Source organism: Brevibacterium sp. VCM10 (assembly GCF_000583215.1).
GTDB classification, from domain to species: Bacteria; Actinomycetota; Actinomycetes; order Actinomycetales; family Brevibacteriaceae; genus Brevibacterium; species Brevibacterium linens.
The window spans coordinates 1-24425 of sequence record NZ_JAJB01000021.1 but is presented as its reverse complement, the minus strand read 5'-3'; the positions used below and the strand labels follow the sequence as shown (position 1 = coordinate 24425).

The 24425-nt window shown below is 65.0% G+C and carries 24 protein-coding genes and 1 tRNA gene; 7 read left to right on the top strand and 18 right to left on the bottom strand.

Annotated features, from left to right (window positions below; translation table 11 throughout):
• Positions 1-2: 2 nt before the first annotated feature.
• Positions 3-1223 carry a biotin synthase BioB gene (gene bioB, locus AD89_RS0105835; RefSeq protein ID WP_025777672.1) on the bottom strand — a complete coding sequence of 407 codons (1221 nt, stop codon included), beginning with the start codon at positions 1221-1223 and terminating at the stop codon, positions 3-5.
• A gap of 71 nt (positions 1224-1294) precedes the next feature.
• Here bioB and AD89_RS0105830 point away from each other — a divergent pair, with 71 nt between their 5' ends.
• The gene (locus AD89_RS0105830) at positions 1295-1735 is read left to right on the top strand and encodes a hypothetical protein (RefSeq protein ID WP_025777671.1); all 441 of its coding nucleotides are present in this window, start codon (positions 1295-1297) and stop codon (positions 1733-1735) included.
• A gap of 224 nt (positions 1736-1959) precedes the next feature.
• Positions 1960-2400: a carcinine hydrolase/isopenicillin-N N-acyltransferase family protein gene (locus tag AD89_RS0105825; protein ID WP_025777670.1), complete on the top strand. Its 441-nt coding sequence runs from the start codon at positions 1960-1962 to the stop codon at positions 2398-2400.
• Positions 2401-2427: 27 nt separating this feature from the next.
• On the opposite strand, the gene AD89_RS0105820 is transcribed toward AD89_RS0105825, so the two are convergent.
• Positions 2428-2817, bottom strand: coding sequence for a winged helix-turn-helix transcriptional regulator (locus tag AD89_RS0105820; protein WP_025777669.1), 390 nt, complete (start codon positions 2815-2817; stop codon positions 2428-2430).
• A gap of 112 nt (positions 2818-2929) precedes the next feature.
• On the opposite strand from AD89_RS0105820, the gene AD89_RS0105815 reads away from it, so the two are divergent.
• Positions 2930-3535, top strand: coding sequence for an NAD(P)-dependent oxidoreductase (locus AD89_RS0105815; protein ID WP_025777668.1), 606 nt, complete (start codon positions 2930-2932; stop codon positions 3533-3535).
• A 116-nt stretch (positions 3536-3651) separates the two neighbouring features.
• Here the strand turns inward: AD89_RS0105815 and AD89_RS0105810 are convergent, their stop codons facing one another.
• From AD89_RS0105810 to AD89_RS0105790, 5 genes are all read right to left on the bottom strand, one after another.
• Positions 3652-5025, bottom strand: coding sequence for an NAD(P)/FAD-dependent oxidoreductase (locus AD89_RS0105810; RefSeq protein ID WP_025777667.1), 1374 nt, complete (start codon positions 5023-5025; stop codon positions 3652-3654).
• Between the two features lie 91 nt (positions 5026-5116).
• Entirely contained in the window at positions 5117-6361 is a 1245-nt protein-coding gene (locus AD89_RS0105805; protein WP_025777666.1) for a S8 family peptidase, read from the bottom strand.
• Positions 6358-7305: a Ppx/GppA phosphatase family protein gene (locus AD89_RS0105800; protein ID WP_025777665.1), complete on the bottom strand. Its 948-nt coding sequence runs from the start codon at positions 7303-7305 to the stop codon at positions 6358-6360. The genes AD89_RS0105805 and AD89_RS0105800 overlap by 4 nt, the downstream gene beginning before the upstream one ends.
• Before the next feature lie 8 nt (positions 7306-7313).
• A complete protein-coding gene (locus AD89_RS0105795; protein WP_025777664.1) occupies positions 7314-7841 on the bottom strand; it encodes a DUF501 domain-containing protein in 528 nt (175 codons plus the stop codon).
• Positions 7841-8335 (bottom strand): septum formation initiator family protein, encoded by a 495-nt coding sequence (locus AD89_RS0105790; RefSeq protein WP_025777663.1) that lies wholly within the window; start codon positions 8333-8335, stop codon positions 7841-7843. The genes AD89_RS0105795 and AD89_RS0105790 overlap by 1 nt, the downstream gene beginning before the upstream one ends.
• Before the next feature lie 421 nt (positions 8336-8756).
• Between AD89_RS0105790 and AD89_RS18220 the strand changes: the two genes are divergently transcribed.
• Positions 8757-9404, top strand: coding sequence for a hypothetical protein (locus tag AD89_RS18220; RefSeq protein ID WP_051505099.1), 648 nt, complete (start codon positions 8757-8759; stop codon positions 9402-9404).
• A 173-nt stretch (positions 9405-9577) separates the two neighbouring features.
• On the opposite strand, the gene eno is transcribed toward AD89_RS18220, so the two are convergent.
• From eno to mfd, 5 genes are all read right to left on the bottom strand, one after another.
• Positions 9578-10858, bottom strand: coding sequence for a phosphopyruvate hydratase (gene eno, locus AD89_RS0105780; RefSeq protein WP_025777662.1), 1281 nt, complete (start codon positions 10856-10858; stop codon positions 9578-9580).
• Between the two features lie 76 nt (positions 10859-10934).
• Complete coding sequence (locus tag AD89_RS0105775; RefSeq protein ID WP_025777661.1) at positions 10935-11777, bottom strand: tyrosine-protein phosphatase; 843 nt, start codon at positions 11775-11777, stop codon at positions 10935-10937.
• On the bottom strand, positions 11774-12259 hold the full coding sequence (locus AD89_RS0105770; RefSeq protein ID WP_025777660.1) for a MazG nucleotide pyrophosphohydrolase domain-containing protein: 486 nt from the start codon (positions 12257-12259) through the stop codon (positions 11774-11776). Before AD89_RS0105770 ends, AD89_RS0105775 begins: the two co-directional genes overlap by 4 nt.
• A 61-nt stretch (positions 12260-12320) precedes the next feature.
• Positions 12321-12515, bottom strand: coding sequence for a CsbD family protein (locus AD89_RS0105765; RefSeq protein WP_025777659.1), 195 nt, complete (start codon positions 12513-12515; stop codon positions 12321-12323).
• 120 nt (positions 12516-12635) lie between these two features.
• Positions 12636-16235: a transcription-repair coupling factor gene (gene mfd, locus AD89_RS0105760; RefSeq protein ID WP_025777658.1), complete on the bottom strand. Its 3600-nt coding sequence runs from the start codon at positions 16233-16235 to the stop codon at positions 12636-12638.
• Between the two features lie 103 nt (positions 16236-16338).
• Here mfd and AD89_RS0105755 point away from each other — a divergent pair, with 103 nt between their 5' ends.
• Both AD89_RS0105755 and AD89_RS0105750 read left to right on the top strand, forming a co-directional pair.
• Complete coding sequence (locus tag AD89_RS0105755; RefSeq protein ID WP_197021715.1) at positions 16339-17811, top strand: arylsulfotransferase family protein; 1473 nt, start codon at positions 16339-16341, stop codon at positions 17809-17811.
• A 122-nt stretch (positions 17812-17933) separates the two neighbouring features.
• Positions 17934-18650: a rhomboid family intramembrane serine protease gene (locus AD89_RS0105750; protein ID WP_025777656.1), complete on the top strand. Its 717-nt coding sequence runs from the start codon at positions 17934-17936 to the stop codon at positions 18648-18650.
• A 25-nt stretch (positions 18651-18675) separates the two neighbouring features.
• On the opposite strand, the gene pth is transcribed toward AD89_RS0105750, so the two are convergent.
• The 6 genes from pth to AD89_RS0105720 all read right to left on the bottom strand — a co-directional run bounded on the left by pth (position 18676) and on the right by AD89_RS0105720 (position 23944).
• Complete coding sequence (gene pth, locus AD89_RS0105745) at positions 18676-19275, bottom strand: aminoacyl-tRNA hydrolase (protein WP_025777655.1); 600 nt, start codon at positions 19273-19275, stop codon at positions 18676-18678.
• Between the two features lie 189 nt (positions 19276-19464).
• Positions 19465-20109: a 50S ribosomal protein L25/general stress protein Ctc gene (locus AD89_RS0105740; RefSeq protein ID WP_025777654.1), complete on the bottom strand. Its 645-nt coding sequence runs from the start codon at positions 20107-20109 to the stop codon at positions 19465-19467.
• A gap of 148 nt (positions 20110-20257) precedes the next feature.
• A complete protein-coding gene (locus AD89_RS0105735; protein WP_035320100.1) occupies positions 20258-21274 on the bottom strand; it encodes an alpha/beta hydrolase in 1017 nt (338 codons plus the stop codon).
• A 144-nt stretch (positions 21275-21418) separates the two neighbouring features.
• A complete protein-coding gene (locus AD89_RS0105730; RefSeq protein WP_025777652.1) occupies positions 21419-22390 on the bottom strand; it encodes a ribose-phosphate diphosphokinase in 972 nt (323 codons plus the stop codon).
• The gene (gene glmU / locus AD89_RS0105725; RefSeq protein WP_025777651.1) at positions 22383-23840 is read right to left on the bottom strand and encodes a bifunctional UDP-N-acetylglucosamine diphosphorylase/glucosamine-1-phosphate N-acetyltransferase GlmU; all 1458 of its coding nucleotides are present in this window, start codon (positions 23838-23840) and stop codon (positions 22383-22385) included. The genes AD89_RS0105730 and glmU overlap by 8 nt, the downstream gene beginning before the upstream one ends.
• A gap of 32 nt (positions 23841-23872) precedes the next feature.
• Positions 23873-23944 (bottom strand) — tRNA-Gln (locus AD89_RS0105720).
• A gap of 64 nt (positions 23945-24008) precedes the next feature.
• Between AD89_RS0105720 and AD89_RS0105715 the strand changes: the two genes are divergently transcribed.
• The gene (locus tag AD89_RS0105715; protein WP_025777650.1) at positions 24009-24401 is read left to right on the top strand and encodes a hypothetical protein; all 393 of its coding nucleotides are present in this window, start codon (positions 24009-24011) and stop codon (positions 24399-24401) included.
• The last annotated feature ends 24 nt before the right edge of the window (positions 24402-24425 follow it).

The window sequence follows — 24425 nt, the reverse complement described above, 5'->3', positions numbered from 1 at the left end:
CCTCAGACATTGGGCGCGTGCTCTGTGCCCGCGCCGCGGCGCCGGATCGTCGGAATCATCACTCCGGAGTCGTCGGCTTCTTGACCAGCCGTCGGCAGAGGTTTGCCGCACGGCAGGGTGCTCGCGGACTTTGCTGCCTCAGCGGACGTTCCGTCGCTCTTCATGTCACCGGGCGCCACCTCGGCGAAGGCGGCCTGATGGGCTGCCCGGTGAGCCTTGAGCTCATCACGCAGTCGTTCGGCACTCTCTGCTCCGACGATCTCGAAGCCTCCGTCGACGATCATGTCGAGGTCTTCCTCGGCGGCCTGCCCCTCCGAGGTCAGATAGTCGCCGAGGAAGAGCGAATTGGCCACATGAAGCGACAGCGGCTGCAGCGTACGCAGGTGCATCTCCCGACCTCCGGCGATGCGCAGCTCGCGGTCCGGGCACAGGAATCGCACGGCGCAGAGAATCCGCAGGCAATGCTGCGGGGTCAGAGTCCAGGTTCCTTCGAGCGGTGTGCCGTCGAAGGGAATGAGGAAGTTGACCGGGATCGAATCGGAGTCAACGGCCTTGAGCGATTCGATCGCCTCGATGATCTGCTCGTCCGTCTCCCCCATTCCGACGATCAGCCCCGAGCACGGGGAGAGCCCTGCACCACGCGCCTTGTCCACGGTGTCGACACGGTCGGCGAACGTATGAGTCGTGCAGATATCGGGGTAGAGAGATTCGGCAGTGTTGAGGTTGTGGTTGTACGCGTCGACACCGGCGTCCTTGAGTCGCTGTGCCTGACCGTCCTTGAGGAACCCGAGGCAGGCGCAGACCTCGACGTCGGGACTGGATGTCTTGATCTCCTCGACCATCCCCGAGACGCGCTCGACGTCCCGGTTCGAAGGACCGCGTCCGGACGCGACGAGGCAGACCCGCGAGGCTCCCCCTGCCAGACCGAATTCCGCCTGCCGCTTCGCCTCATCCTTCGGCAGCCATGAGTACTTGAGAATGTCGGCTTCTGAGCCCAAACGCTGCGAGCAGTATCCGCAGTCCTCCGGGCAGAGTCCCGATTTGAGGTTGACGAGGTAGTTGACCTTGACGCGATTGCCGAAATGTTCGCGGCGCAGCCGGGAGGCAGCGGCGACAAGGTCGAGGAGGTCCTCGTCGGACGACGACAGGATCGTGCGGGCATCGGAGGCGGTGGCCGAATCGCCGGCGAGCACGCGCTCGGCGAGTGTTTGATAGCTATCCATGTTGTCATTATTGAACACTGTTCAATAGAGTGCCAAATCACACTCTCCGCCCGAACAGGCAGAATGGTGTGATGACTTACGCGCTTCTCACCGCCCGCGATCATCCCCGGTTCGTCGAAGGCACGGACGACCCGCGCCTCGCCGAGGCGGACGGACCGGCCGCACTCCTCGACGTCGACAGCGATGTTGCCGACTCTGGAGCACCGCCGCTCGGCGAATGCATCAGTGCTCCCTGCCGTCCCCTCGCCTACCGCGAGATCGGTGGCGAATGGACGGAGGTCGGCTTCGAAGCCGCCGACCATTGGAAGCAGATGGGCCCGGACCTGCGCAGCCGCCTCGTCGCGGACCATCTCGCGACGCTCGACGTCGCCGAGTTCAAACAGGCGACGAACGGCGGCAGCGCCTCGATCATCACGAACAACTGGGTCTACTCCGGCCAGCCGCGGATCTATCGGGTCGCAGGAGCCCTGCGTGATTTCGTCACCGTGTTCGGACAGCTCGCTCGCGCCTGATGTGCAGCACTCGGTGTGCCGCCTTCATCGCCTGCCCGGGCCGAGCGAAACGACTTTGACAGTATTCGCCCCACACCGATGACCTGCATCGGACCGATGCCCTCTCGGCCCTCTGCGTCCAAGGACGGACAGCACATGGCACATCAGAGATCGAGCCCAACTCTCCTGAGTCCGCCTCCCACTCCCCTGAGTCGACGATCGGTGCTCATCGGTGGTTCGGCGGCTTGGGCATCCAGCGCATGGTGCTCGACCACGCGGAGAGACTCGAGGACGCACTCGACCTCTTCGACGACCACAATGTCGATTTCACCGGCGGGCCAGGACTGCACTATCTGATCGCCGACGGCACGGGGGCGAAAGCCGTCGTCGAATACGACGCCGGCACGATGCAGGTCGTCCGTCCTCCGCAGGGGCAGCCGTGGATGTGCTTGGAGAACGTCCACATGTCCATGACGTCCGAAGATCAGCGCAGCGGACAGTGGCGCTACTCCACCTGCGCGGACACGCTCTCGGCCGCCGCCGGGAAGGTTTCCGTCAACGAGGCGGTCGGCCTGCTCGACGATGTGCGCCAGGCCCACACTCAATGGCAGTGCGTCTACGACCTCGGCGAAGGCACCCTGCGGGTGATCGCGGAGAAGTCACACGACTTCACCCTCTCCAGCTGATCGCTCGAGCTCTGGCTTGGGGAACGTTCACATGCCCGCGGACACCTGTGCTTCGTCGTGACGGTCCCGGTTCTCGACGATCTCCGCGACATTGGCTTCTGCCCACGTCCGGAGCGCGGCCACGGGTTCCTGCAGTGACCGGCCGAGGTCGGTGAGCGAATACTCCACCCGCGGCGGCACCTCGGCGAAGACCTCGCGTTCGATGAGGCCGTCGGCGACAAGCGACCGCAGGGTCGAGGTCAGCACCTTCGGAGTGATTCCGCCGATGGCCAGACGGATCTCGTTGAAGCGCTTCGGACCGGCATCGAGGATGTCGACGATGAGCACCGTCCACTTGTCCCCGACTCGATCGAGCACCACTCGGGTCGGGCATTCGGGGTCGAAGGCATCGCCTTCCCATCGAACTCTCACGCTCATGGCCCAATAGTATCCTTGAGGTACTCGATATCCCAAAAATATCTTAGGAAGGTCAGACTACGACTTCCACCGTGCATCGCAGGCGCGCTGCACGTCGAACGAAGGGACTCTTATGAAGATCGCACTCTTTGGAGCATCGGGAATGATCGGCTCGCGCGTCGTCGCGGAGGCGGCCTCCCGCGGGATCGAGGTCACCGCCATCACCCGTTCCGGCACCGAGGTGGCGGGAGCCGCCCGTTCGCTGACCGGCGATATGGCCGATGCGGAACTCGGAGCACGCTTGGCCGCCGACCATGATGTCATCGTCTCCACAACCGGTCCCAGCCGCACGGGCGGAAACCACCAGGAATGGCTCGACGCTCTGTCGACCGTGGCGAAGGCCAGCGGTGAGACCCGACTGTTCGTCGTCGGCGGTGCCGGTTCCCTGTTCGCCGGGGACACGATGCTCAAGGACACCGAGGGCTTCCCTCCCGCGTACAAGGCCGAATCGGAGACCGGCACCAAGGCACTCGAACTGCTGCGTGCGGCGAACCCGTCCCCGTGGACGCTCATCTCCCCCGCACCGGAGATCGCTCCGGGTGAGCGCACCGGTTCCTACAATGTCGAGCTCGAGGTGCCAGCGGGCGACTCGATCTCGGCCGAGGACTTCGCTGTGGCCATGGTCGATGAGATCGCCGAGCCCAAGCACATCGACGCCCGCTTCACCGTGGCGAACTGAGCAGGGCTCACTCACTGCAGCGTCTGCAGATATGACTGACGCCGGGGATGCGATTGCATCCCCGGCGTCAGTCGTCTCATCAGGGCGTATCGCCGGATGGCACCGGCTGCCTCGAATCAGGCCTTGGCAGGCTCCTTCTTCGGAGCCGGCTTCGAGTTCGCGGCCTCGACGAAGTTCTTGCGCGGAACATCGAGGTCTGCCAGCGGCATGACGTCGCGGCCGAGGACGGCGTTGAGGAACCAGTTGCCGAAAACCTTAACCTTGCGGTCCATGGTCGGGATGGCGTAGCCGTGGTACGCCCGGTGCATGAGCCAGGCGAGAATTCCGCGGGCTTCGAAATCGCCCATCTGCGACACACCCTTGTACACGCCCAGACCGGCGACCGTACCGATGGTCTTGTGGAAGTACTGCTTGAACTCGGTCTCTCCGCGCAGTGCGGCGAGCACGTTGGCAGCCAGCACGGGAGCCTGACGCACAGCGTGCTGAGCGTTGGGCACGCAGAAGCCTGCCACTCCGCCGCCAGACAGGTCGGGAACAGCGGCGTTGTCGCCGGCGGCCCAAGCACCCTCGACGACTCCGTCATCGCCTTCGACCCGCAGGTCGGCGCGCACGGTGACGTTGCCGCGTTCGTTGATCGGCAGGTCGGAGTCGATGAGCATCGGATTGGCCTTGACACCGGCGGACCAGACGATCGTGTCAGCGTCGAACTCTTCGCCGTTCGAGAGCTTGATGTGCTTGTCGGTGCAGTCCTGGAGGAAGGTCTCGAGGTAGACGTCGATTCCGCGTTCGCGCATGTGCTCGACGACCCAACGGGCCTGAGCCTCGCCGACCTCGGGCATGACGCGGCCGAGAGCCTCGACGAGGACGAAGCGGACATCGGCTTCGGTCAGCGTCTCGTACTGGGCGATGGCCGAACGGACCATGTCCTCGAGCTCGGTCAGCAGCTCGATGCCGGCGAATCCGCCGCCGACGAACACGAAGGTCAGAGCCTTGCGACGCTCTTCGTCATCTTCCATCAGAGCGGCGTCGGCCAGGCGGGACAGCAGGTGGTCGCGCAGGGCGACGGCTTCTTCGATGCGCTTGAGCGCGATCGCGTTCTCCTTCAGGCCCGGGATCGGCAGCGCACGGGCAACCGAACCGGAGGCGAGGATGATGTGGTCGTAGTCGAGTTCGAACGCTTCATCGTTCTCGGGTTCGATGGTGGCGAACTTCTCGGCGTGGTTGATCGAGGTGACCTTCGCGGTGATGACCTCGGCACCCGGCAGGTTGCGGCGCAGCGGCACCACAGCGTGACGGGGCTCGATCGACCCTGCTGCCACCTCGGGGAGGAACGGCAGGTAGGTCATGTACGGGTTGGGATCGACCACAGTGACGGTGGCTTCGCCCCGACCGAGGTTCTTCAGCAGATTCTGAGCGGCGAGCAGGCCGACAGAGCCGCCGCCGACAACGAGGATTCGTGGACGCAGTTTTGAGTTTCTGATGAGTGCCATAATCCCATGCTAGACCCTTGTGAAAACTTTCACTAATTGTTTGTCTCACGGACTCGAACGCCCCAGATCAGAGCAGTTCCGTCTCCCGGTTTCAGCGTCGACGGCGGGCGAAGGAGACGACCGAGGTGATCATGAGGACCAGGGCGATCAGGGCACCGGCACCGAGAACGGCGAAGCCGAGAGTCGGTGTCGATTTCCTGGCGACGATGTCGGTCGGTGCGAGAGCTTTCGGACTCTCGGACTCATCCGGAGCGGCGGTTTCGGTCTCTTCGGCCTTCGCATCCCCGCGACGATGCATCTTCACCCAATCCGCCAGCTCATCCTCGGCGGAGGAGACGTTTTTGGGCACTTTCGCTTTGACCGCCCCCTGCGGGTCGACGCGGCCCCAGCCGACGATCGGGTCGGGCTTGCCCTTCTTGCTCACGCCCTTGTGACCGTCGACCGGTTCGGCGCTCGACTGCAGTTTGGCGCGGACCTCATCGGCGCTGAGGTCCGGGTTCTCGGAGCGGATGAGCGCTGCCACACCGGAGACGATAGGAGCGGCGAATGAGCACCCCTGACCTTCGGCGTAGCCGCCGCTGTAGTAGGGGATGGGAATGTCCTCGGCCGGGCCCATGAGGTCGACGGCGGTGCCGGGGGCGGTGGAGTCGTGAAGGACCTTTCCGTTCTGGTCGAGTCCGCCCACCCCGATGACGCCGGGGACCGTCGACGGCGACCACGCCTGGGTCGCTCCCTGTGAGGCGTTGCCGACGCAGGCGACGACGAGCACGTCCTTCTTGTAGGCGTAGGCGAAGGATTCGTCCCAGCTCTCGGGCCAGCCCGGATCGTCCCATCCCAAGGACATGTTGATGACCTTCGCACCGGAGTCGACGGCCCACCGGATGGCCTGATCGGCCTGTTCTCGAGTCGATCCGGATTCCTTCGGGCGGTCGGGGCCCAGCCACATCGACGCCGACAGGATCTCTGCGTCCGGGGCGACGCCGGTCGGTCCGGCACCGACTCCTCGGCCGGCGATGACTCCGGCCACGGCGGTGCCGTGGTGGATGGTGGTCTTCCCGCCGATCGGGGTCTGTCCGTCCTTGCCCAAGCCGCTGAAGTCCTTCGACTTCGTCACCACGCCCTTGAGGTCTTCATGGTCGGAGTTGACGCCGGAGTCGATGACCGCGACCTTCACGCCCTTGCCCGTGGACTTCTTCCAGACCGCGTCGATGCCGTAGCCCTTGATGAACCACTGGCCGGGCCCGGCCTTCGGTGCGGCAATGACCGGCTGGGTGGTGCCGACGACGAGTCCGAGGACGACGGTCGCGACGGCGAGGAGTCGGGCGGCGGCTCTCACGAGCTCGTCAGCGCGAGATCGAGCGCGGTCCCGTCGAGGATGTCGGTTTCGGAGATCCGAATGTCGAGTGATCCCCCGGCAGCCGCCACTGCCTGGTCGAAGCGAGCGACGATCCGGGCGAAGAGCAGCGATCCGGCGCCGATGACATCGACGCGCCCGGGGTGCATATACGGCAGATCCGTGCGGGCCTGCCGGTCCATGGCCAGCAGCTTTCGGGATTCGTCTGCCACATCTGCGACGCTGATATGCGCTCCGTGGATGCGCTCTCGCTGGTAGCTCTCGAGCCCGAGCACGCCTGCGGTGATGGTGGTGACGGTGCCGGCGACTCCGATGAATGTGCGTGGTGCGGAGAAGTCGACGATACGGGCTGCCTGGTCGAGCTGGCCGTCGATATCGGCAAGTGCCGCCTGGATCTGAGCGTCGTCGGGTGTCTCGACGGGCATATGGCGCTCGGTCAGACGCACCGACCCGATGTCCATACTCACTGCCGCTCGGACATCATCGTGGCCGAGGACGAGTTCGGTCGATCCGCCGCCGAGGTCCATGACGACATACGGTCCATCGGCATCCGTGAGCCCGGCAGTGGCGCCGAGGAAGGACAGTCGGGCCTCTTCCTCACCGGCGATGACGTCGGGGACGACGCCGAGAACCGAGAAGATCCCGGCGAAGAACTCATCCCGGTTCTTCACGTCGCGGCTGGCCGAGGTCGCGACGAATCTCAGCTTCTCCGGCTGGTAGTCGGCGGCCACCTCGGCGAATTCCTTCGCCACGGCGAAGGTGCGCTCGAGCGCCTCGGCAGCGAACTCGCCGGTGGCGTCGACGCCTTGGCCGAGGCGGACTATCCGGGTCTCACGGCGCAGGTCCGTGAGGGTGCCGTCGGCGGCGACATCGGCGATGAGCAGACGCAGGGAGTTCGTCCCGCAGTCGAAGGCGGCAACACGCATGGCAGGTCCTAGTCGGTCGGTTCCGGGGTGGCAGCGGCCTCGGCCAGCGGCGGCACATCGCTCATGAACGACAGCGCGCGATCACCGATCGGGTTGACACCGAGCCCGGCGGACAGCGAATGCCCGACGAGGGCGTGGAGGCATTTCACCCGGTTCGGCATTCCGCCGGCGGAGTAGTCCTTGATCTCCTCGACTTCCGCGAGGCCCGCTGCGGACCTGATCTCTGAGCGCACGTCGAGGTAGGCACGGTGCGCGGCGGCATAGGCGGCGGCAAGTTCCTCGTCATCGCGAATCTCGGCGGTCCACTCGGCCATGATTCCCGATGCTTCCAGCCGTGAGCATTCGGCCACATAGGCGGGATGGGTGAGGTAGAAGGTCGTCGGGAACGGAGTGCCGTCTTCGAGGCGGGGGGCCGTGGCGACGACGAGCGGCTCACCGGCGGTGCTGCGAGCGGCGATGCCGACGACGCCCCGGGGAATGCGTCCGAGTTGGTCTTCGAGGACTGCGAAATCCGCCTCGGTGCACTCTGTGATCATCAGCTCTTCTCCACGGTGTTTCCGGTCTCCTGAATGGACTCCAGCAACTCAAGGTACCAGGCCTGCTTGCGAACCGGCCGTGCGGACTCGGTTTCGTCGTCCACAGCTTCTTGGTTCGTGACGATGACCGCGTTCTTGCCCTTCTCCACGTAGTACTGGTCTTCACGGGCCTTGCGCTTGATGTAATCGGGGTCCCTGAGGTTCTCGTTTTTCTCCTCGAGGCTCTTGACCTCGGCCTTCGTCGTCTCGATCTCCTCGTTGAGGGCGGCGATCTGCTGGGCCTGCTTGAGGGCGGCGTTCAGGGGCGAGAGGAAGGCGAGGAGGACGGCGGCGATGACGAGGAGGAAGATGCCCGTGCGCAGCGATATGCGGCGGCTCCGCGCCTCGGCGTCCGTGCCGGCATCGGCTTCGATGACCGGTTTCGGGCGTCGACGAGGGGTGGCTTTGCCAGGAGCCGATTTCGGGGCACTTCGTCTGGGCTTGCTCGGGACCATGCTTCTTTCCTCTGCGACTGGGGATCGGGGAAGAGTGTCGCAACATCTCCAAGTGTGCCGTGTCCGCATTCTCTGCGCGAGGATTTCGGGCCCGTGGCGTGTTCGGTTCTCACGTATCTTCCATCACGTTGCAGCGTGCTCGCTGACCCTCAGCATCCGGAGCCTCCCCTCACCTTCACCGCCACTCCCTCCCGGCGGCTGCTTCTCCTACACCTGGCAACGCACCCCTCACCGTTCACGGCAAACCCGCTCGTTCCTGCAGTGGGTTATGCGGCCAACGGTGATGCATGCCCGCAATCTCTTTCCCTCAGACCTCCGATGCCTGCCGATCGCTCCGCGCAAACCTCAACTATCCACAAGGCTATCCACACCGCGAGGTTGATCTATTGTCTTTTGTTGTCATTAGGCCCACTTCAGTGACATGTACAAACTTCTGAGCACCGAGGAAATCGTCCGACTCGGATTCAACCACGCGGACATCCGCGACGAGGTCAACGAGCTCAACGCTTCTTCGTCTGGGCACTTCAGTCAACGGGCCGATCAGAGAACGGACGGTTCGAAACCCGACCCGCCGGAGGAGATCGACTCGCACAGCTCGGCGGCTCTCATCCACGGCCTGCCTGTCCCCTCCCCCGTCACACACCAGATCGAGGTCGTCCTCCCCGGCGTCAACCGTCGCTTCAAGAGCATCCATGTCCGCGGCAATCAGATTCCCCAGGCTCATCGCGCCAGGATCGGGGGTGGCGAGCTCACCACGCTCGAACGCACACTCATCGACGTTGCCCGCAGCTGCAACCTCGACGTCTCCGTGCCCATGATCGATGATGCGCTGCACCGAGAGCTGACGACCAGAGAGAAGATCGTCACGACCCTCGCCCAATGTCTGGAGAAGCGCAACGGCTCCACAGTGCGGTTGGCCATCGACCTGGCTGATTCCCGTCGCGAATCCCCCACCGAGGCGGTCGCCGCCGGGCGCGACTCGTCATCGAGGGCATCGGCAAGCTGTATCTCGGCTCAGGTGTTCCCCGACAAGAGCTCGAAGCGGAATGTCGCCGATGGGCAGGCATGAGACGACTGGTGACAGATGATGGCACGAAAACCGACTACCGGCAGCTGGGAATCGTCGCGGCAGAGATGGGAGACCATGAGGTGGGGACGCCGGAGCGGCAGACGACGAGGCGGGGCCGGGCGATCGTTGTGATCGTCCGGCCCCGACTCGGGGAGTTCAGGACCCTGCTGACCTCAGGCTTCGAAGCGCGGGAAGGCGCTGCGGCCGGCGTAGCGTGCGGCATCGCCGAGCTGCTCTTCGATGCGTAGCAGCTGGTTGTACTTCGCGACGCGTTCGGACCGGGCCGGGGCACCGGCCTTGATCTGACCGGCGTTGGTCGCCACGGCCAGGTCGGCGATCGTCGTGTCCTCGGTTTCGCCGGAGCGGTGCGAGATCATCGTGGTGTAGCCGTTCGTCTGTGCCAGCGACACAGCGTCGAGGGTCTCTGTCAGGGTGCCGATCTGGTTGACCTTGACCAGCAGCGAGTTCGCCGTGGCATTGTCGATCCCGCGCTGCAGACGCTCGGGGTTGGTCACGAACAGGTCGTCGCCGACGAGCTGGACCTTCGACCCGATCGTCTCGGTCAGGGTCGCCCAGCCGTCCCAGTCGTTCTCATCGAGGGGGTCCTCGATCGACACGAGCGGGTACTTCGCCAGCAGCTCTTCGTAGTAGGCGGCCATCTCCTCGGCGGTCTTCTTGCCGCCTTCGAACTCGTAGGCTCCGTCGGAGTAGAACTCCGAGGACGCCACGTCGAGGGCAACGGCGATATCGCGTCCGGGACGGTGCCCGGCGATGTCGATGGCCTCGATGATGAGGTCGAGTGCCGCAGCGTTGGAGTCGAGGTTCGGAGCGAAACCGCCCTCGTCGCCGAGCCCGGTCGCGAGTCCGCGCTCCTTGAGCACGCCCTTGAGCGCGTGGTAGACCTCGACGCTCCACTGCAGCGCTTCATGGAAGCTGGCGGCGCCGATCGGGGCGATCATGAATTCCTGGATGTCGACGTTCGAGTCGGCATGGGATCCGCCGTTGAGGATGTTCATCATCGGCACGGGCATGACGTGTGCGTTCGGTCCGCCCAGGTAGCGGTAGAGAGGCAGATCGGCCGAGACCGCTGCCGCGCGAGCCACGGCCAGAGAGGTTCCGAGCATCGCGTTCGCGCCGATGCGGGACTTGTTGTCGGTGCCGTCGAGTTCGATGAGCGCCTGGTCGACGAGACGCTGATCGTCGCTTTCGAGCCCGACGACGACTTCGTGGATTTCGTCGACGACGGCGTCGACGGCCTGGGTGACGCCCTTGCCCAGGTAGCGCTCCGGATCACCGTCGCGCAGCTCCACGGCTTCGAACTCACCGGTGGAGGCACCGGAGGGGACTCCGGCGCGACCGACGGACTCATCGGCCAACAGCACTTCCACCTCGACGGTGGGATTTCCCCGGGAATCCAGGATTTCACGGGCGTTTGCGGCAACGATCTCGGCCACTGAGTACTCCTTAGCATTCGGTTTCACATGGGGAACATGTGCCTGCAGGACAGCTTAATGCACCGCGCGTCCGGGCTCACCCTCGGTCCGAGCCCCGGTTGGACTCGGAATCGAGCAGGCAGTGCCGCAGTCGTTCGGGCGTCGCCGGGTCCATCCCGTGCGCGAGCAGGTAGGCTTCGACTCCCCCTGGCACTCCCCCGTCCTTCGCCGAGGCGGCCCCGTGCTCGGCTGCGATCCGATCGAGGATCTCGTGCATGAGTTCGGCAGGGGCGGCAGTGGCCGTCGCAGCGAGGTTGCCGGAGATGCCTGCATCGGAGAAGTTCCGGGTGATCGCTTCCAGGAATCCCCCGGACAGGTGGGTGGAGGTGATGGCGTATTCGGCGACGATCTCCTCGCGTCCCACGCCGAGGAGCTCGAGCAGGAACGCTCCGATCACACCGGTGCGATCCTTCCCGGCAGAGCAGTGGAAGACCACGCCTTCGGTGCAGTGTTCGGCGATCAGATCGACGGCGGCGGCCAGCCGGTGGCCGAAGTGGGCGATCATGAGTTCGTAGATGCGGCCGAGGCTCCGGTCGCGCAGATCAATTCCGGTCGCCTCGGCGGCGGCTTTCATCTCTTCCCTGCTCAGCGGTCGGCTGGGGAAGAAATGGTCGTCGAAGACCGGCAGCTCGATATGGCGGACGCCGAGGTCACCGAGCGCATCGGGCAGCTTCGCCCGCTCGCCGATATCGCGCAGATCGATGACGGTGCCGATGCCGAGTCCGCCGATGTCGGCGCGCGCCCGATCGCTCAGCTGCGCCAGACCGTCAGCCCGGAACACCTTCCCGGATCGCACTCGATGCTCCCCCGCCTCGGTGACGGGTCCTCCGAGGTCACGGAAATTGAAGGTGCCTTCGATCTCGAGTCTCTCCAGACTCATGGGGTTCTGTCCTCGTCCCGCACCGCGGCCTTCTCCTCTGCTTTGATCCGACGGTATTCGCGTTCGACGTCATCCAACGATGCCATCTCGTCCCCGGAATCACCGGTGAACGCCAGGGGATGACGACGGATGAGTTTGGCCTCGAGGCCATCGATGATGGCACCGAGGCTGTGCCCGTATACCTGCCCGCTCCTCTCATCGAGCAGGGCGGAGTGGAAGAGCACCTGGTAGAACACATCGCCGAGCTCTTCGATGACGGCCGCCCGGTTCTCGGGCGTGGGTGCTGTCGTGAAATCCTCGAGAGCATCGATGAGTTCGTCGGTCTCCTCCCGAGCGTACTTCTCCAGGCTCTGGTGATCCTGCCGGCTCGACCAGGGGCAGCGTCGCCGCAGAGCCGCCATAGCGTCGATCACCGGTTGCAGCCGCGGTTCGGCCTGACTCGGTCCGATCCGGTCCGTTCCCTGATCGTCACGTTCACCCACGAAAGATCCTCCTGCCGCCACGAAAGGCCCTCACCACAAGCGGTGAGGGCCGGTTCGCCGGTCACTTCGAGAATTTGTCCTTGACCGATGAGCCGAGGTCCTTGACCGACTCGCCGACGTCCTTGGTCTTGGCCTTGAGCTGGTCGGTGGCGCCTTCGGCCTTGAGCTGATCGTCACCGGTCACATCGCCGATGGTCTCCTTGGCACGACCGCCGAGTTCTTCGGCTTTGTTCTCGAACTTGTCGTCAACACCCATGGTGATTCTCCTTAGCAGACGGCTGAGTGAAATGCACTTGCTGCGGATGCCTCCGCGCTTCGCACTCTACGCCACTGCACTGACACGCGGGCCGGTCGACGATGAACAGTCGGCGAGTTCTCAACCGTTCTTCGCAGCACCGGCTTCCTTGACCTCCGCGGTTTCGGACTCGATGACCGGCAGGATCGCGTCGAGGAACTGGTGAGCCCACCGCAGAACGTCCGAATCGGTCATCTCCTTGGAGTCGAATCCGCTGCCGGCCATCGGCTTGGGCACGAGGACCGAGCGCAGCGCCGGTTTGAGCAGCGACTTCGGATACAGGCGTTTGAGCCGGACCACTTGGGAGTCGGAGAGTTCGACGGGTCCGAAGCGGATGAAGTTGCCCTGCATGACGATGTCGTTGACCCCGGAGGCTCGGGCGCGGATGCGCAGCCTGGCCACATCGGCGAGGACGCCGACGGGTTCCGGATAGGGGCCGTAGCGGTCGGTGAGTTCGTCGAGCACCTCCTGCAGCTGCGTTTCGTCGGTCGCCCCAGCAAGCTTCCGATAGGCCTCGAGTCGCAGTCGTTCGTGATCGACGTAGTCGGCCGGCAGGTGGGCGTCGACGGGCAGTTCGATGCGCATGTCGGCCTCGGGCTCGGTCTCCTCACCGCGGAACTTCGCCACGGCCTCGCCGACGAGGCGAACGTAGAGGTCGAAGCCCACACCTTCGATATGGCCCGACTGCTGACCGCCGAGCAGGTTGCCGGCTCCGCGGATCTCGAGGTCCTTCATCGCCACCTGCATTCCGGCCCCCAGTTCGGTGTGCGCGGCCAGGGTCGTCAGACGGTCGTGTGCGGTCTCGGTCAGCTGCGTGTCCGGCGGGTAGAGGAAGTAGGCGTAGGCACGTTCGCGTCCACGGCCCACACGTCCGCGCAGCTGATGCAGTTGGGAGAGCCCGTAGCGGTCGGCATTGTCGATGATGAGCGTGTTCGCATTCGCGATGTCGATTCCGGTTTCGACGATCGTCGTGCACACGAGCACGTCGTACTTCTTCTCCCAGAAGTCGACGATGACCTGTTCGAGTCGGGTCTCGTTCATCTTGCCGTGGGCGATGGCGATCCGCGCTTCGGGCACCATTTCGGCGATATGGCCGGCGACGGCTTCGATATCGCGGACCCGGTTGTGGATGTAGAAGACCTGACCTTCGCGCATGAGCTCGCGTCGGATCGCGGCCTTGATCTGCTTGTCCTCGCGTTTGCCCACATAGGTCAGCACCGGGTGCCGCTCCTCCGGCGGTGTGGCCAGGGTCGACATCTCGCGGATGCCGGTCACGGCCATCTCCAGGGTGCGCGGGATCGGGGTCGCTGACATGGCGAGGACGTCGACGTTCGTCCGCAGCGCCTTGAGCGTCTCCTTGTGTTCGACTCCGAAGCGCTGCTCCTCGTCGATGATGACGAGTCCGAGTTCCTTGAAACGCACTTCGCCGCTGAGCAGTCGGTGGGTGCCGATGACGAGGTCGAGCTTGCCGTCGGCCAGATCCTCCTTGACCTTCTCCGATTCCTGCTTTGTCTGGAACCGGGAGAGTGCGCCGATGGTGACGGGGAATCCGGAGTAGCGTTCGGCGAAGGTCTCATAGTGCTGTTGGACGAGCAGTGTGGTCGGCACGAGCACGGCGACCTGTTTGCCTTCCTGGATCGCCTTGAACGCGGCGCGGACCGCGATCTCCGTCTTCCCGTAACCGACATCGCCGCAGATCAGACGGTCCATCGGCACGGTCTTCTCCATATCCGATTTGACCTCGTCGATGGTGGTCAGCTGATCGGCGGTCTCGACATAGTGGAAGGCGTCCTCGAGTTCGCGCTGCCAGGGAGTGTCCGGACCGAACGCGTGACCGACCGTGGCCTGGCGGGCCGAATACAGGCGGATGAGCTCCCCGGCGATCTCCTTGACGGCTTTGCGGGCTTTCGCCTTCGTCGTCTGCCAGTCGGCGCCGCCCATCTTGTTGAGGTTCGGGCTCTCCCCGCCGACATAGCGGGTGACCTGGTCGAGCGCATCGCTGGGGACGTAGAGGCGGTCGCCGGGCTGTCCGCGTTTGGCGGGCGCGTATTCGATGATGAGGTATTCGCGGGTGTGCTTGTTCGCACCCCTGCCCGTGGTCCGCTGCGTCATCTCGACGAATCGTCCGACGCCGTGCTGGTCGTGGACGACGTAGTCGCCGGGTGCCAGGTTGAGCGGGTCGACCTGGTTGCGTCGACGGCGGGTGGGCAGCTTGCGCATGTCCCGCGTCGAGGTGGCCGCCGCCCGACCGAGCACATCGGCTTCGGTAAGCACGGCGAGCTTGAGATCGTCGAAGACGAATCCGCCGAAGGAGGCGGCCGTCGTCACGGTCACCAGGGCTTCGGGCAGATCGGTGGGGTCATCGACGAAGGCGGCGGGCACTCCGGCTTCGGAGAACACCTCAACCATACGTCGGCCGGGCCCCTGGCCCTCGGTGAGCACGAGGATGCGCCACCGGTCGTGGATGAGTCCCTTGACGTCGGCGAGGATCGCTTCGACGTCGCCGGCATAGCCCTTCGGGATGCGCGCGGGAACGGAGAAGATGTTCTCCTCGGGGCCGGCGAGCTCCTCGTCGGCGGCGAATCCGCCGATCTCCCACCAGGCCAGGCCGATGAGGCGAGCGCCGTCGGCCATCTCGGCCACGGTGCGGAAGCTGGCGGCCGACAGGTCGATCGGGGTCTGCCCCCCACCGGCGGCTCCGGTCCAGGCGGCTTCGAGGAATTCGTTCGTCGTCTCCACGAGATCCGCGGCGCGGGCGTCGACGCGTTCTGGTTCGGTGATGATGATCTTCGACGTGGGCGGCAGCAGAGCGATGAGCGGCTCCATCCCGTCGGCGAGGACGGCGGTGAGCGACTCCATGCCTTCGACGGCGACCCCGCCGGCGATCTTGTCGAGCATATCGGCGGCGCTGGGGACCTCCTCGGCGAGTTCTGCGGCCCTCTTCCGCACCGAATCGGTCAGGAGCAGCTCCCGGCACGGCGGTGCCGACAGGTCCACGGGTGCGTCACCGTCTTCGGTGGGAATGGAGCGCTGGTCGCTGACGGAGAATTCGCGGATCTCGTCGACCTCGTCGCCGAAGAACTCCACACGAAGCGCCCGCTCGGACGTCGCCGGGAAGATATCGACGATACCGCCGCGCACAGCGAATTCGCCGCGTCTGGAGACCATGTCGACGCGGGAGTACGCGAGTTCGGTGAGCCGTTCGGCCAGGGCATCGATCTCACATTCGTCGCCGACGGCGAGCTCGACCGGTTCGATGTCGCCGAGCCCCTTGGCCAGGGGCTGGAGGAAGGCGCGCACGGGCGCGATGATGAAAGTCAGCTCTCGACCGGGAGTGGGATGGGCCAGGCGGCGCAGCACCTCGAGACGCTGACCGACGGTGTCCGAACGCGGCGACAGCTTCTCGTGCGGCAGGGTCTCCCAGCTGGGGAAGATCGCGATCGACGCCGATGGCACCCAGTCGGCCAGCGCCTGGGCGAGGTCTTCGGCCTCACGCGTCGTGGCCGTGACGATGAGCTGCGGCGCCGAGGCCCCGTCGGGGGTGACGGTGCGGCGCAGGATCGACGGCCACAGTCCCTTGATCGCATCGATCGTTCCACCGGCGGTGTTCGCGTCGTTGAAGGCCGCGACGAGTTCGGTGATGGTGGGATTCCGGCGGGTGAGATCAAGTCCGTTGAGCACCCGAACAGTCTAGGCCACGCAGCTGACACGACCCATTCGGCACACGAATCGAAACGGTGGAGGGGCGCGGGAGCCGAAAACGTGTGAGGATGAGCATATGGTCATGAAGAGAACAGTCCTTTCAGGATTGGCCGCAGCGGCTCTCCTGCTCACAGGGTGCACGGCCGATGCCGATGACGACATCGCCGTCGCCGAACGGTGGGACTTCCGCTCCCGCCCCGAACTCGCCCCGCCCAAGGTCGACATCGATTCCGGGTCCTTCCCCGACGACAACGGAGAGCTGGAGACGTTCCTCGCTCCGAAGGGACAGACTCGGACCGATGACAAGTCCTGGGTGGGCGGCCTCATCCTCGACTCCGCCGGTGACCCGGTGTGGATCCGGAACGAGGCCGAGGCACTGTGGGATCTGCGCGTCCAGGAATATCAGGGGCAGCCGGTGCTCACCTGGTGGGAGGGGCTGGCCGAGACGCCGCACACCGCCGGTGAGGTCGTCATCGTCGACACCTCGTATCGGGAGATCGCCCGTGTCGGCATGGGCGGAGAGCTCCCCAAGGACACCTCAGACCTCCACGAGACGACTATCACCGCCGATGACACCATGTTCCTCATCTCCTATGTCAAGACGCAGACGGATCTGCGCTCCGTCGGCGGAGACGAGGACGGCTGGGCCTGGGAGGGAATCGTCCAGGAGGTCGACATCGCAACCGGTGATCCGCTGTTCGAGTGGCACTCCCTCGATGCCGTCCCCGTCGACCAGTCCGAGGCGGAGCTCAAGGACGGTGAGGGCACGAAGGACGACCCCTTCGACTACATCCACCTCAACTCCGTGTCCGAGGACGACGACGGCAAGTCCCTGCTCGTCTCGGCACGCAACACTCATGCGGTCTACCAGCTCGACCGAAAGAGCGCCGACCTCAACTGGGTCCTGGGCGGCAAGGCGACGGATTTCGAGATGGGCGACGGAGCACAGTTCGCGTGGCAGCACGATGCGCGGCGCCGCTCCGATGGAACGCTGACCATGTTCGACAACCACGCCGCGCCCCGGCTCGGTGACACCCGCGGTCTGCGCCTCGACGTCGATGAGAAGAAGAAGCGCGCCGAGGTGGTCACGGAGTATCCCGCCCCCGACGACCGTTCGTCGGGCAGTCAGGGCAACTTCCAAGAGCTGCCGGGCGGCAACGTCGTCCTCGGCTGGGGTTCGGAACCCTATGTCTCGGAGTACTCCAAGGACGGCAAGCTGCTCGCCGATCTGACCTTCACCGGCGGATCGAACTACCGGGCCTACCGGTTCGACTGGCATGCCCAGCCGACCGTTCCCCCGACCGCGACGAAGTCGCAGCCGCAGGCCGACATCACCCGCGTGCACATGAGCTGGAACGGAGCCACTGAGGTGGCTTCGTGGAGAGTGCTCAGCGGAGACGACGAGGAGCACCTGGTCGAGAACACCGAGGTCGAACGCACCGGCTTCGAGACGGCGGCGGACATCACCCCGAACGGTTCGACGATCATCGTCGACGCTCTCGACGCCGACGGCAAGTCCCTCGGGTCGACCAGAGCGGAGTCCCGGAACAGATAGCTCCAGGGGCTTGCCGGGCCGTGAATATTTCGAGGCGATAACGTGCCTAACGGTACGATCACGATTGACCGGGCGGCCCGGATGTTCGGGGTTCTCCAATCTTCATCGCCCACAATTGGACCATGACCGACCACTCCCCTCGTTTCTCCGCCGAGGAATCCCGCCTCCTCTTCGGCTCTGACTCCACCGACTCCGGCGATCCCCGCAACGGTCGTTCCGCGAATCTCCCGGTCGCGCACCTGAACACCACAGTCGACCGGCCGCATCTGCTCTCCCGGTTCGCTCCGGTGCTGATCGTCCTGGCGGTGATGTGGGTCGTCGAGATCGTCGACGCGATCCTGCCTCTCGACCTCGACGCTTTCAGCCTGCAGTCATGGAATCCGCTCTCGCTCTACGGCTTGATCACCTCGCCGCTGCTGCATTCGGGCTTCGGCCATCTTCTGGCCAATACCTTCCCGTTCTTCGTCCTCGGCATCGTCATCGCGTTCGAGGGCAGGCGGCGCTTCTGGACGGTCACGGGCATGACGGCGCTCAGCTCCGGGCTCGGCGCATGGCTGACGACTCTGCCCGGCCAGCACATCGTCGGAGCGTCGGGCATCGTCTTCGGATTCTTCGGTTACCTCGCCCTGCGCACGTGGTTCACCGATGACATTCTGCGCAAGATCATCTACTTCGCGATCGGCCTGTTCATCTTCGTCACCTACGGGGCATCGATGATCTTCGGCATGCTGCCGCAGACCAACGACATCTCGTGGCAGGGCCACCTGTTCGGATTCGCCGGCGGCATCTTCGCCGCGTGGTGGCTGCACCGCCGCCCGGAGACGCAGAAGTCGGCCTGAATCCCGGGCAGCGCCCGCACCCTGATCAGCGGGAGTGGAACTTCTGCTGCATATCGGTGAGTCCGTTGACGATGAGCTCTTCGACGGCGTCGGCGAGGTCGGAGACGAAGATCGGCAGCATCGCGCGTTCGTCCTTCGAGAACGGGCGCAGCACATGATCGGCGGTGTCCTGGCGCCCCCGCGGACGTCCGACTCCTGCTCGCACCCGCAGATAGTCCTTCGTCCCCAATACCGAGGTCATCGAACGCAGACCGTTGTGTCCGCCCTCTCCCCCGCCGAGCTTGGCTCTGATGGCGTCGAAGGGGATGTCCACATCGTCGTGGACGGCGATGATTCGATCGGTGCCGATTCCATAGAAGTCAGCCAGCGCGCGCACCGGTCCGCCGGATTCGTTCATGTATCCCGTCGAGGTGGCCAGCACCACCCGCGGACCGGGCAGTCCGGGCACGCTGCCGCCGGGCAGCCGCCCGGTGCCGACGTTCGCGCGCAGCTTCGTCCGCGTCAGTGAAGTTCCGATGCGGGAGGCGAGTTCGGCGATGACCATCTGTCCGATGTTGTGCCGGGTCGATTCGTACTTGGGTCCGGGATTGCCCAGTCCGAAGACCAACCATGCGTCGTTCGACATTGCCGTCCTTGTCCGTCGTGTCCGTGCCCGATGACCGGGAAGTGATGCTGCTGCTCGCTGCCGGGCGAGTCAGCTGCCGGGTTCTCTCCTGACAAACATATTCGGTGGGCCGCCCACCGGGCGACCCACCGAACCGCGTAGTCAGTCAGTGCTCCTCACGGCACCTTTGGGTGCAGCGAGGAGCGAAGATCACTCCTCTTCGGAGGCCTCTTCTGCATCGGACTCCTCAGCAGCCTCGTCCTCGGTCGACTCTTCAGCAGACTCTTCCTCGGCATCGGACTCGGTGTCCATCTCGATCTCTTCGGAGACGTTGACGATGAGCTGCTCTTCGTCGGCGACGAGCTCGACGCCTGCAGGCAGCTCGACCTGACCGGCAAGGAGGTGCTCGCCGGCGGGACGGCCTTCGATGGAGACCTCGATGATCTCGGGCAGCTTGGTCGCATCGGCCTTGACGGCGATGGTCGACTCTTCCTGCGAGACCATGGTGCCGGGAGCGGCTTCTCCGACGACGTGGATCGGCACGTCGACCTCGATCTTCTCGCCGCGCTTGACGATGATGAGGTCGAGGTGTTCGATATCGCGACGGACGGGTTCGATCTGCACGTCACGCGCAATGGCGAGGACGTTCTTCGATCCGTCGGTGCTTTCGATCTCGAGCAGAGCGTTGGCGTGCTTGAGAGCCAGCATGGTGGCGTGGCCCTCGAGCGACACGTGCACGGGATCTCCGCCGTGACCGTAGATGACCGCGGGGATGCGTCCCGCGCGGCGGATGCGGCGCGCTGCGCCCTTGCCGAACTCGTTGCGAGCTTCGGCCAGAAGTTTGAAGTCAGCCATTTTCTTCCCTTCGTGGTGAACTTACCTTCGAGCACCACGGCGAAACAGCCTGAGCACCCACGCGAATCTCGAACCCCGTGGGCTCGCTTCGTGGGACAGGACCGCGTCGATCACGGAGACATCAGTCTCCCTCGCCGAGGCAACCAGGCTATTCTACGGCACCGTCTGTCTCGGCACCAATCCGAGAAGTCACGGCCGCAGCACACGCGTCGATTCCGGATTCGGTGAGAAGGATGTCGTAGTGGTTCGTCCCCTGCACGTCGACGATGTCCATCCGCGGCCATTGCCGAGCGAAGTCGTTGGTCGTCTCCGGCGGGTACAGGCCCGGTTCGGCGGCGACGAGGTCGCGTTCGGCGAAGAGGAAGACCACCTCGGCCTGGGAGTCATCACTGCCCATGACCGTGTCCAGGGCTTCCCGGTAGGCGGAGCCGGTGTACATATCGGCCGAATCGGCCTGCATAGCCTCCACCGAGGTCGACGGCTGGAACGAGTGATCGTCTTTGGCCGCCAGATCGTATACGAAGCTCTCGGTCGCCACGGTGTCGAGACCGTCGACGAACGCGGGATGAGCGGCGAAGAAGGCCAAGTACTCCTCCACACTGCCGAAGCTCATCGACAGCCGCTCGGCGGCCGGGCCGAGGACGGCGGCGATGAGGTCATCGGTGTCGAGGTCCTCGTCGTTGAGGTCATCGACCGGTCCGTCGCCATGGGACTGCCCCACCGGCAGGGGAAGGCCTCCGTCGATGAGGACGGGTCCGCGGAATCGGCGGGCCGCCTCGGCGCCGGTGTCGACGTTCTGCTCATCCGACATTCCGGCCAGGGTCATGGCGACGAACCCGCCCATGGAATGCCCGACCAGGGTGACCGGGCCCTCCGGGGCGAAGGCATCGAGAACGGCGGTGACATCCTGGGCGTGGGCGGCCATCCCGAACGGGCCGGGCAGGGTGCGTGAGTCGGCTCGTCCGCGCAGGTCGGGCCCGATGACGCGGACGCCGGGCAGGGCGGAGACGAGGCCCGCGAAGAACAGGTGGTTGGAGGTGATGCCGTGGATGACGCACACGGTGGGCACACGCCCGGGACCGCTCGCCACCGGCTCCCACACTCCCACGGACAGCTGTCCGCCGGGGACGTCCACGCGGTACCGGTTGTAATCGTGTGAGGACATCGTCCCTGATCCCTTCGCCGAAGTCTTGCCTCCAGTGTAGGACCTCACGGCAGTCCAGACGATGCGAACCCCGAGTCGCATCGGCTCGGGGTTCGCATCAGATCCGGCGCGATTGCGCGGATCACGGGGCCTCAGCCTTCGGGATCAGACTTCGAAGAGGCTCGTGACCGATCCGTCTTCGAAGACCTCGTGCACGGCACGGGCGATGAGCGGAGCGATGGAGAGCACGGTGAGCTTGTCGAAGATCTTGTCCTCACTCAGCGGCAGAGTGTTCGTGACGATGACCTCTTCGGCCACGGAGTTCGACAGACGCTCGACGGCCGGGCCGGAGAACACGGCGTGGGTGGACACGACGATGACGCCCTTGGCGCCGGCGGCCATGCAGGCATCGGCGGCCTGGACGATGGTGCCGCCGGTGTCGATCATGTCGTCGACGAGCACGCAGGTGCGCCCCTCGACCTCACCGACGACGCGGTTGGCCTTGGTCTCGTTCGGTCGGGTGATGTCACGGGTCTTATGGATGAAGGCCAGCGGCACTCCGCCCAGCGAGTTCGACCAGTTCTCGGCGACCTTGATGCGGCCGGCGTCGGGCGAGACCACGGCGAGGTCGCCGGGATACTTGTCCTTGACGTAGCCGGCGAGGATCGGCATCGCGATCAGGTGGTCGACGGGGCCGTCGAAGTAGCCCTGGATCTGCGCGGTGTGCAGGTCGACGGTGATGATGCGGTCGGCGCCGGCGGTCTTGTACAGATCGGCGACGAGACGGGCGGAGATCGGTTCGCGTCCGCGGTGCTTCTTGTCCTGCCTGGCGTACGGGAAGAACGGAGCGATGACGGTGATGCGCTTTGCCGAAGCACGCTTGAGCGCGTCGACCATGATCAGCTGCTCCATCAGCCATTCGTTGATGGGAGCGCAGTGGGACTGCAGGACGAAGACGTCGCTGCCGCGCACTGACTCGGAGTAGCGGACGTAGATCTCGCCGTTCGCGAAGTTGTAGATGTCGGTGGGGAGGAGTTCGGTCCCCAGATTCTCCGCGACTTGTTCGGCGAGTTCGGGATTCGCCCGACCGCTGACCAGGACGAGCTTCTTATCGCCCGCCGTCGTTATCTCATTCACTGATCCGTTCCCCTTCGGATGCGTTTTCGGCCGCCTGCGCTGCAGGCGTACCGGGACGGTTTGTCTGGACCCAGCCCTCCAGGTTGCGCTGCGGGGCCACCGAGATGGCCAGCGCTCCTGCAGGGACATCCTTGCGCACCGTCGTGCTTGCACCTGAGTAGGCGCCGTCGCCCACGGTGACAGGGGCGACATACATATTGTCCGAGCCCATGCGTGCATGCTTGCCGATGACGGTGCGGTGCTTGTTGACGCCGTCGTAGTTGACGAACACCGAGGCGGCTCCGATGTTCGACCCCTCCCCGATCTCAGCATCGCCGACGTAGGAGAGATGGGGCACCTTCGCACCCTTGCCGATATCGGCGTTCTTCGTCTCCACGAAGGTGCCGATCTTTCCGGACTCGCCGAGTTTGGTGCCCGGCCTCAGGTAGGCGAACGGTCCGACGTTGGCATCCGGGCCGACGACGGCGAGTTCACCGTGGGCGCGCACGACCTTGGCGTTCTCCCCCACTTCGGTGTCCTTGAGCGTGGTGTCGGGGCCGACGACGGCGCCGGCTCCGATGTCGGTGGCGCCCAGCAGCTGGGTGCCCGGCAGGATCGTCGCATCGGCGGCGATGGAGACGTCGACGTCGATCCACGTGGTGTCGGGATCGATGATGGAGACTCCGGCACGCATGAACTTCTCACACTGCCGGCGGTTGAGCTCTTTGCCGAGGTTCGCCAGCTGCACACGGTCGTTCGCTCCCTCGACCTGCCACAGGTCGTCGGTGGCGGTGGCGGCGACGGACAGACCAGCCTGGCGGGAGAAGCCGATGACATCGGTGAGGTATTTCTCACCCTGCGCGTTGTCGGTGGTCAGAGAGGCCAGGCCCTGCCGCAGTGCGGAGGCGTCGAAGGCGTAGATTCCGGAGTTGATCTCACGGATGGCCCGTTCGGTCTCGCTCGCATCCTTCTGCTCGACGATGCTCAGCAGGGCCCCGTTCGCATCGCGGACGATGCGGCCGTACCCGGTCGGGTCGGCCACCTCGGCGGACAGGACGGTCACCGCGTTGGCGTCGGATTCATGGATCTCGACGAGCCCGTTGATCGTCTCCGTGGTCAGCAGGGGCACATCGCCGTAGGTGACGACGACAGTTCCGCTGAGGTCCTCGGGCAGCTGTGTCAGTGCGCATTCGGTGGCCCGTCCGGTGCCCGGAACGTCATCCTGGTCGGCGATGAGCAGGCTCCGCTGGGAGGACACGGGAAGGGAGTCGAGGTGGGCGACGAGCTGATCGCGCTCGTGGCGGACGACGACGATGAGGTGTTCGGGAGAGGTTCCCGCCGCGGCGGCGACGGAGTGGTGGAGCAGGGAGCGGCCGCCGATGGGATGCATCACCTTGGGAAGAGCCGACTTCATTCGAGTGCCTTGGCCCGCTGCCAGAACGATGACGGCGGTCGGATGAGTCTGCGACATAGTTGAATCCTTCGCATGTCGGGTTGGGCCAGCTCCGCCCATAGGATTCGAACCTATACTGCACGGCTCCAAAGGCCGGCGTGCTGCCATTACACCAGGGCGGAACAGCGTGCACCAGTAGAGGGGCCCGCGCTCACGAGACACCATCATGCCACTACGATTAACTGTATGGAAATTCTACGCGAGATTCTGCTGACCCTGCATCTGCTGGGCATGGCCATCATCGTCGGCGGCTATTTCACCGTCGTCCGCTCCCCCAGAGTGATGCCCGGTATGCTGCACGGCGCCTATCTGCAGCTGGTCACCGGCCTGCTGCTCGTGGGCCTGGCCGAGATGGGCGATGGCGATGTCAACCATATGAAGATCGGCATCAAACTGGTCGTGGCGATCCTCGTCACGGTCTTCGCCTTCATCGGCAATAAGAAGCAGAAGGCCTTCGCCGCCTCTGCCGCTGCCGAAGGCGGTACTGGCGTGAAGGTGGCGAACCCGTCGGCGACCATGGCTCACCTGGTGGTGGCCTTCGCCGTCATCAACGTCATCGTGGCCGTCTTCATCCACTGACCCACTAATTACTACCTGACGGCG

Bases quoted from the DNA above. Each gene is read 5' to 3' on its own strand.
- AD89_RS0105795 (WP_025777664.1), bottom strand. From the start codon at position 7,841: ATGATCACAGAGTGCACCGAGGCGGATTTCGCAGTCCTCGAAGACCAA.
- AD89_RS0105820 (WP_025777669.1), bottom strand. From the start codon at position 2,817: ATGAGCGTGAGAGTTCGATGGGAAGGCGATGCCTTCGACCCCGAATGC.
- AD89_RS0105755 (WP_197021715.1), top strand. From the start codon at position 16,339: ATGAAGAGAACAGTCCTTTCAGGATTGGCCGCAGCGGCTCTCCTGCTC.
- AD89_RS0105800 (WP_025777665.1), bottom strand. From the start codon at position 7,305: ATGCGTGTTGCCGCCTTCGACTGCGGGACGAACTCCCTGCGTCTGCTC.
- AD89_RS0105815 (WP_025777668.1), top strand. From the start codon at position 2,930: ATGAAGATCGCACTCTTTGGAGCATCGGGAATGATCGGCTCGCGCGTC.
- AD89_RS18220 (WP_051505099.1), top strand. From the start codon at position 8,757: ATGTACAAACTTCTGAGCACCGAGGAAATCGTCCGACTCGGATTCAAC.
- AD89_RS0105810 (WP_025777667.1), bottom strand. From the start codon at position 5,025: ATGGCACTCATCAGAAACTCAAAACTGCGTCCACGAATCCTCGTTGTC.
- pth (WP_025777655.1), bottom strand. From the start codon at position 19,275: ATGTCGAACGACGCATGGTTGGTCTTCGGACTGGGCAATCCCGGACCC.
- AD89_RS0105765 (WP_025777659.1), bottom strand. From the start codon at position 12,515: ATGGGTGTTGACGACAAGTTCGAGAACAAAGCCGAAGAACTCGGCGGT.
- glmU (WP_025777651.1), bottom strand. From the start codon at position 23,840: ATGTCGCAGACTCATCCGACCGCCGTCATCGTTCTGGCAGCGGGCCAA.
- AD89_RS0105775 (WP_025777661.1), bottom strand. From the start codon at position 11,777: ATGAGTCTGGAGAGACTCGAGATCGAAGGCACCTTCAATTTCCGTGAC.
- AD89_RS0105830 (WP_025777671.1), top strand. From the start codon at position 1,295: ATGACTTACGCGCTTCTCACCGCCCGCGATCATCCCCGGTTCGTCGAA.
- AD89_RS0105790 (WP_025777663.1), bottom strand. From the start codon at position 8,335: ATGGTCCCGAGCAAGCCCAGACGAAGTGCCCCGAAATCGGCTCCTGGC.
- bioB (WP_025777672.1), bottom strand. From the start codon at position 1,223: ATGGATAGCTATCAAACACTCGCCGAGCGCGTGCTCGCCGGCGATTCG.
- AD89_RS0105715 (WP_025777650.1), top strand. From the start codon at position 24,009: ATGGAAATTCTACGCGAGATTCTGCTGACCCTGCATCTGCTGGGCATG.
- AD89_RS0105735 (WP_035320100.1), bottom strand. From the start codon at position 21,274: ATGTCCTCACACGATTACAACCGGTACCGCGTGGACGTCCCCGGCGGA.
- AD89_RS0105740 (WP_025777654.1), bottom strand. From the start codon at position 20,109: ATGGCTGACTTCAAACTTCTGGCCGAAGCTCGCAACGAGTTCGGCAAG.
- AD89_RS0105750 (WP_025777656.1), top strand. From the start codon at position 17,934: ATGACCGACCACTCCCCTCGTTTCTCCGCCGAGGAATCCCGCCTCCTC.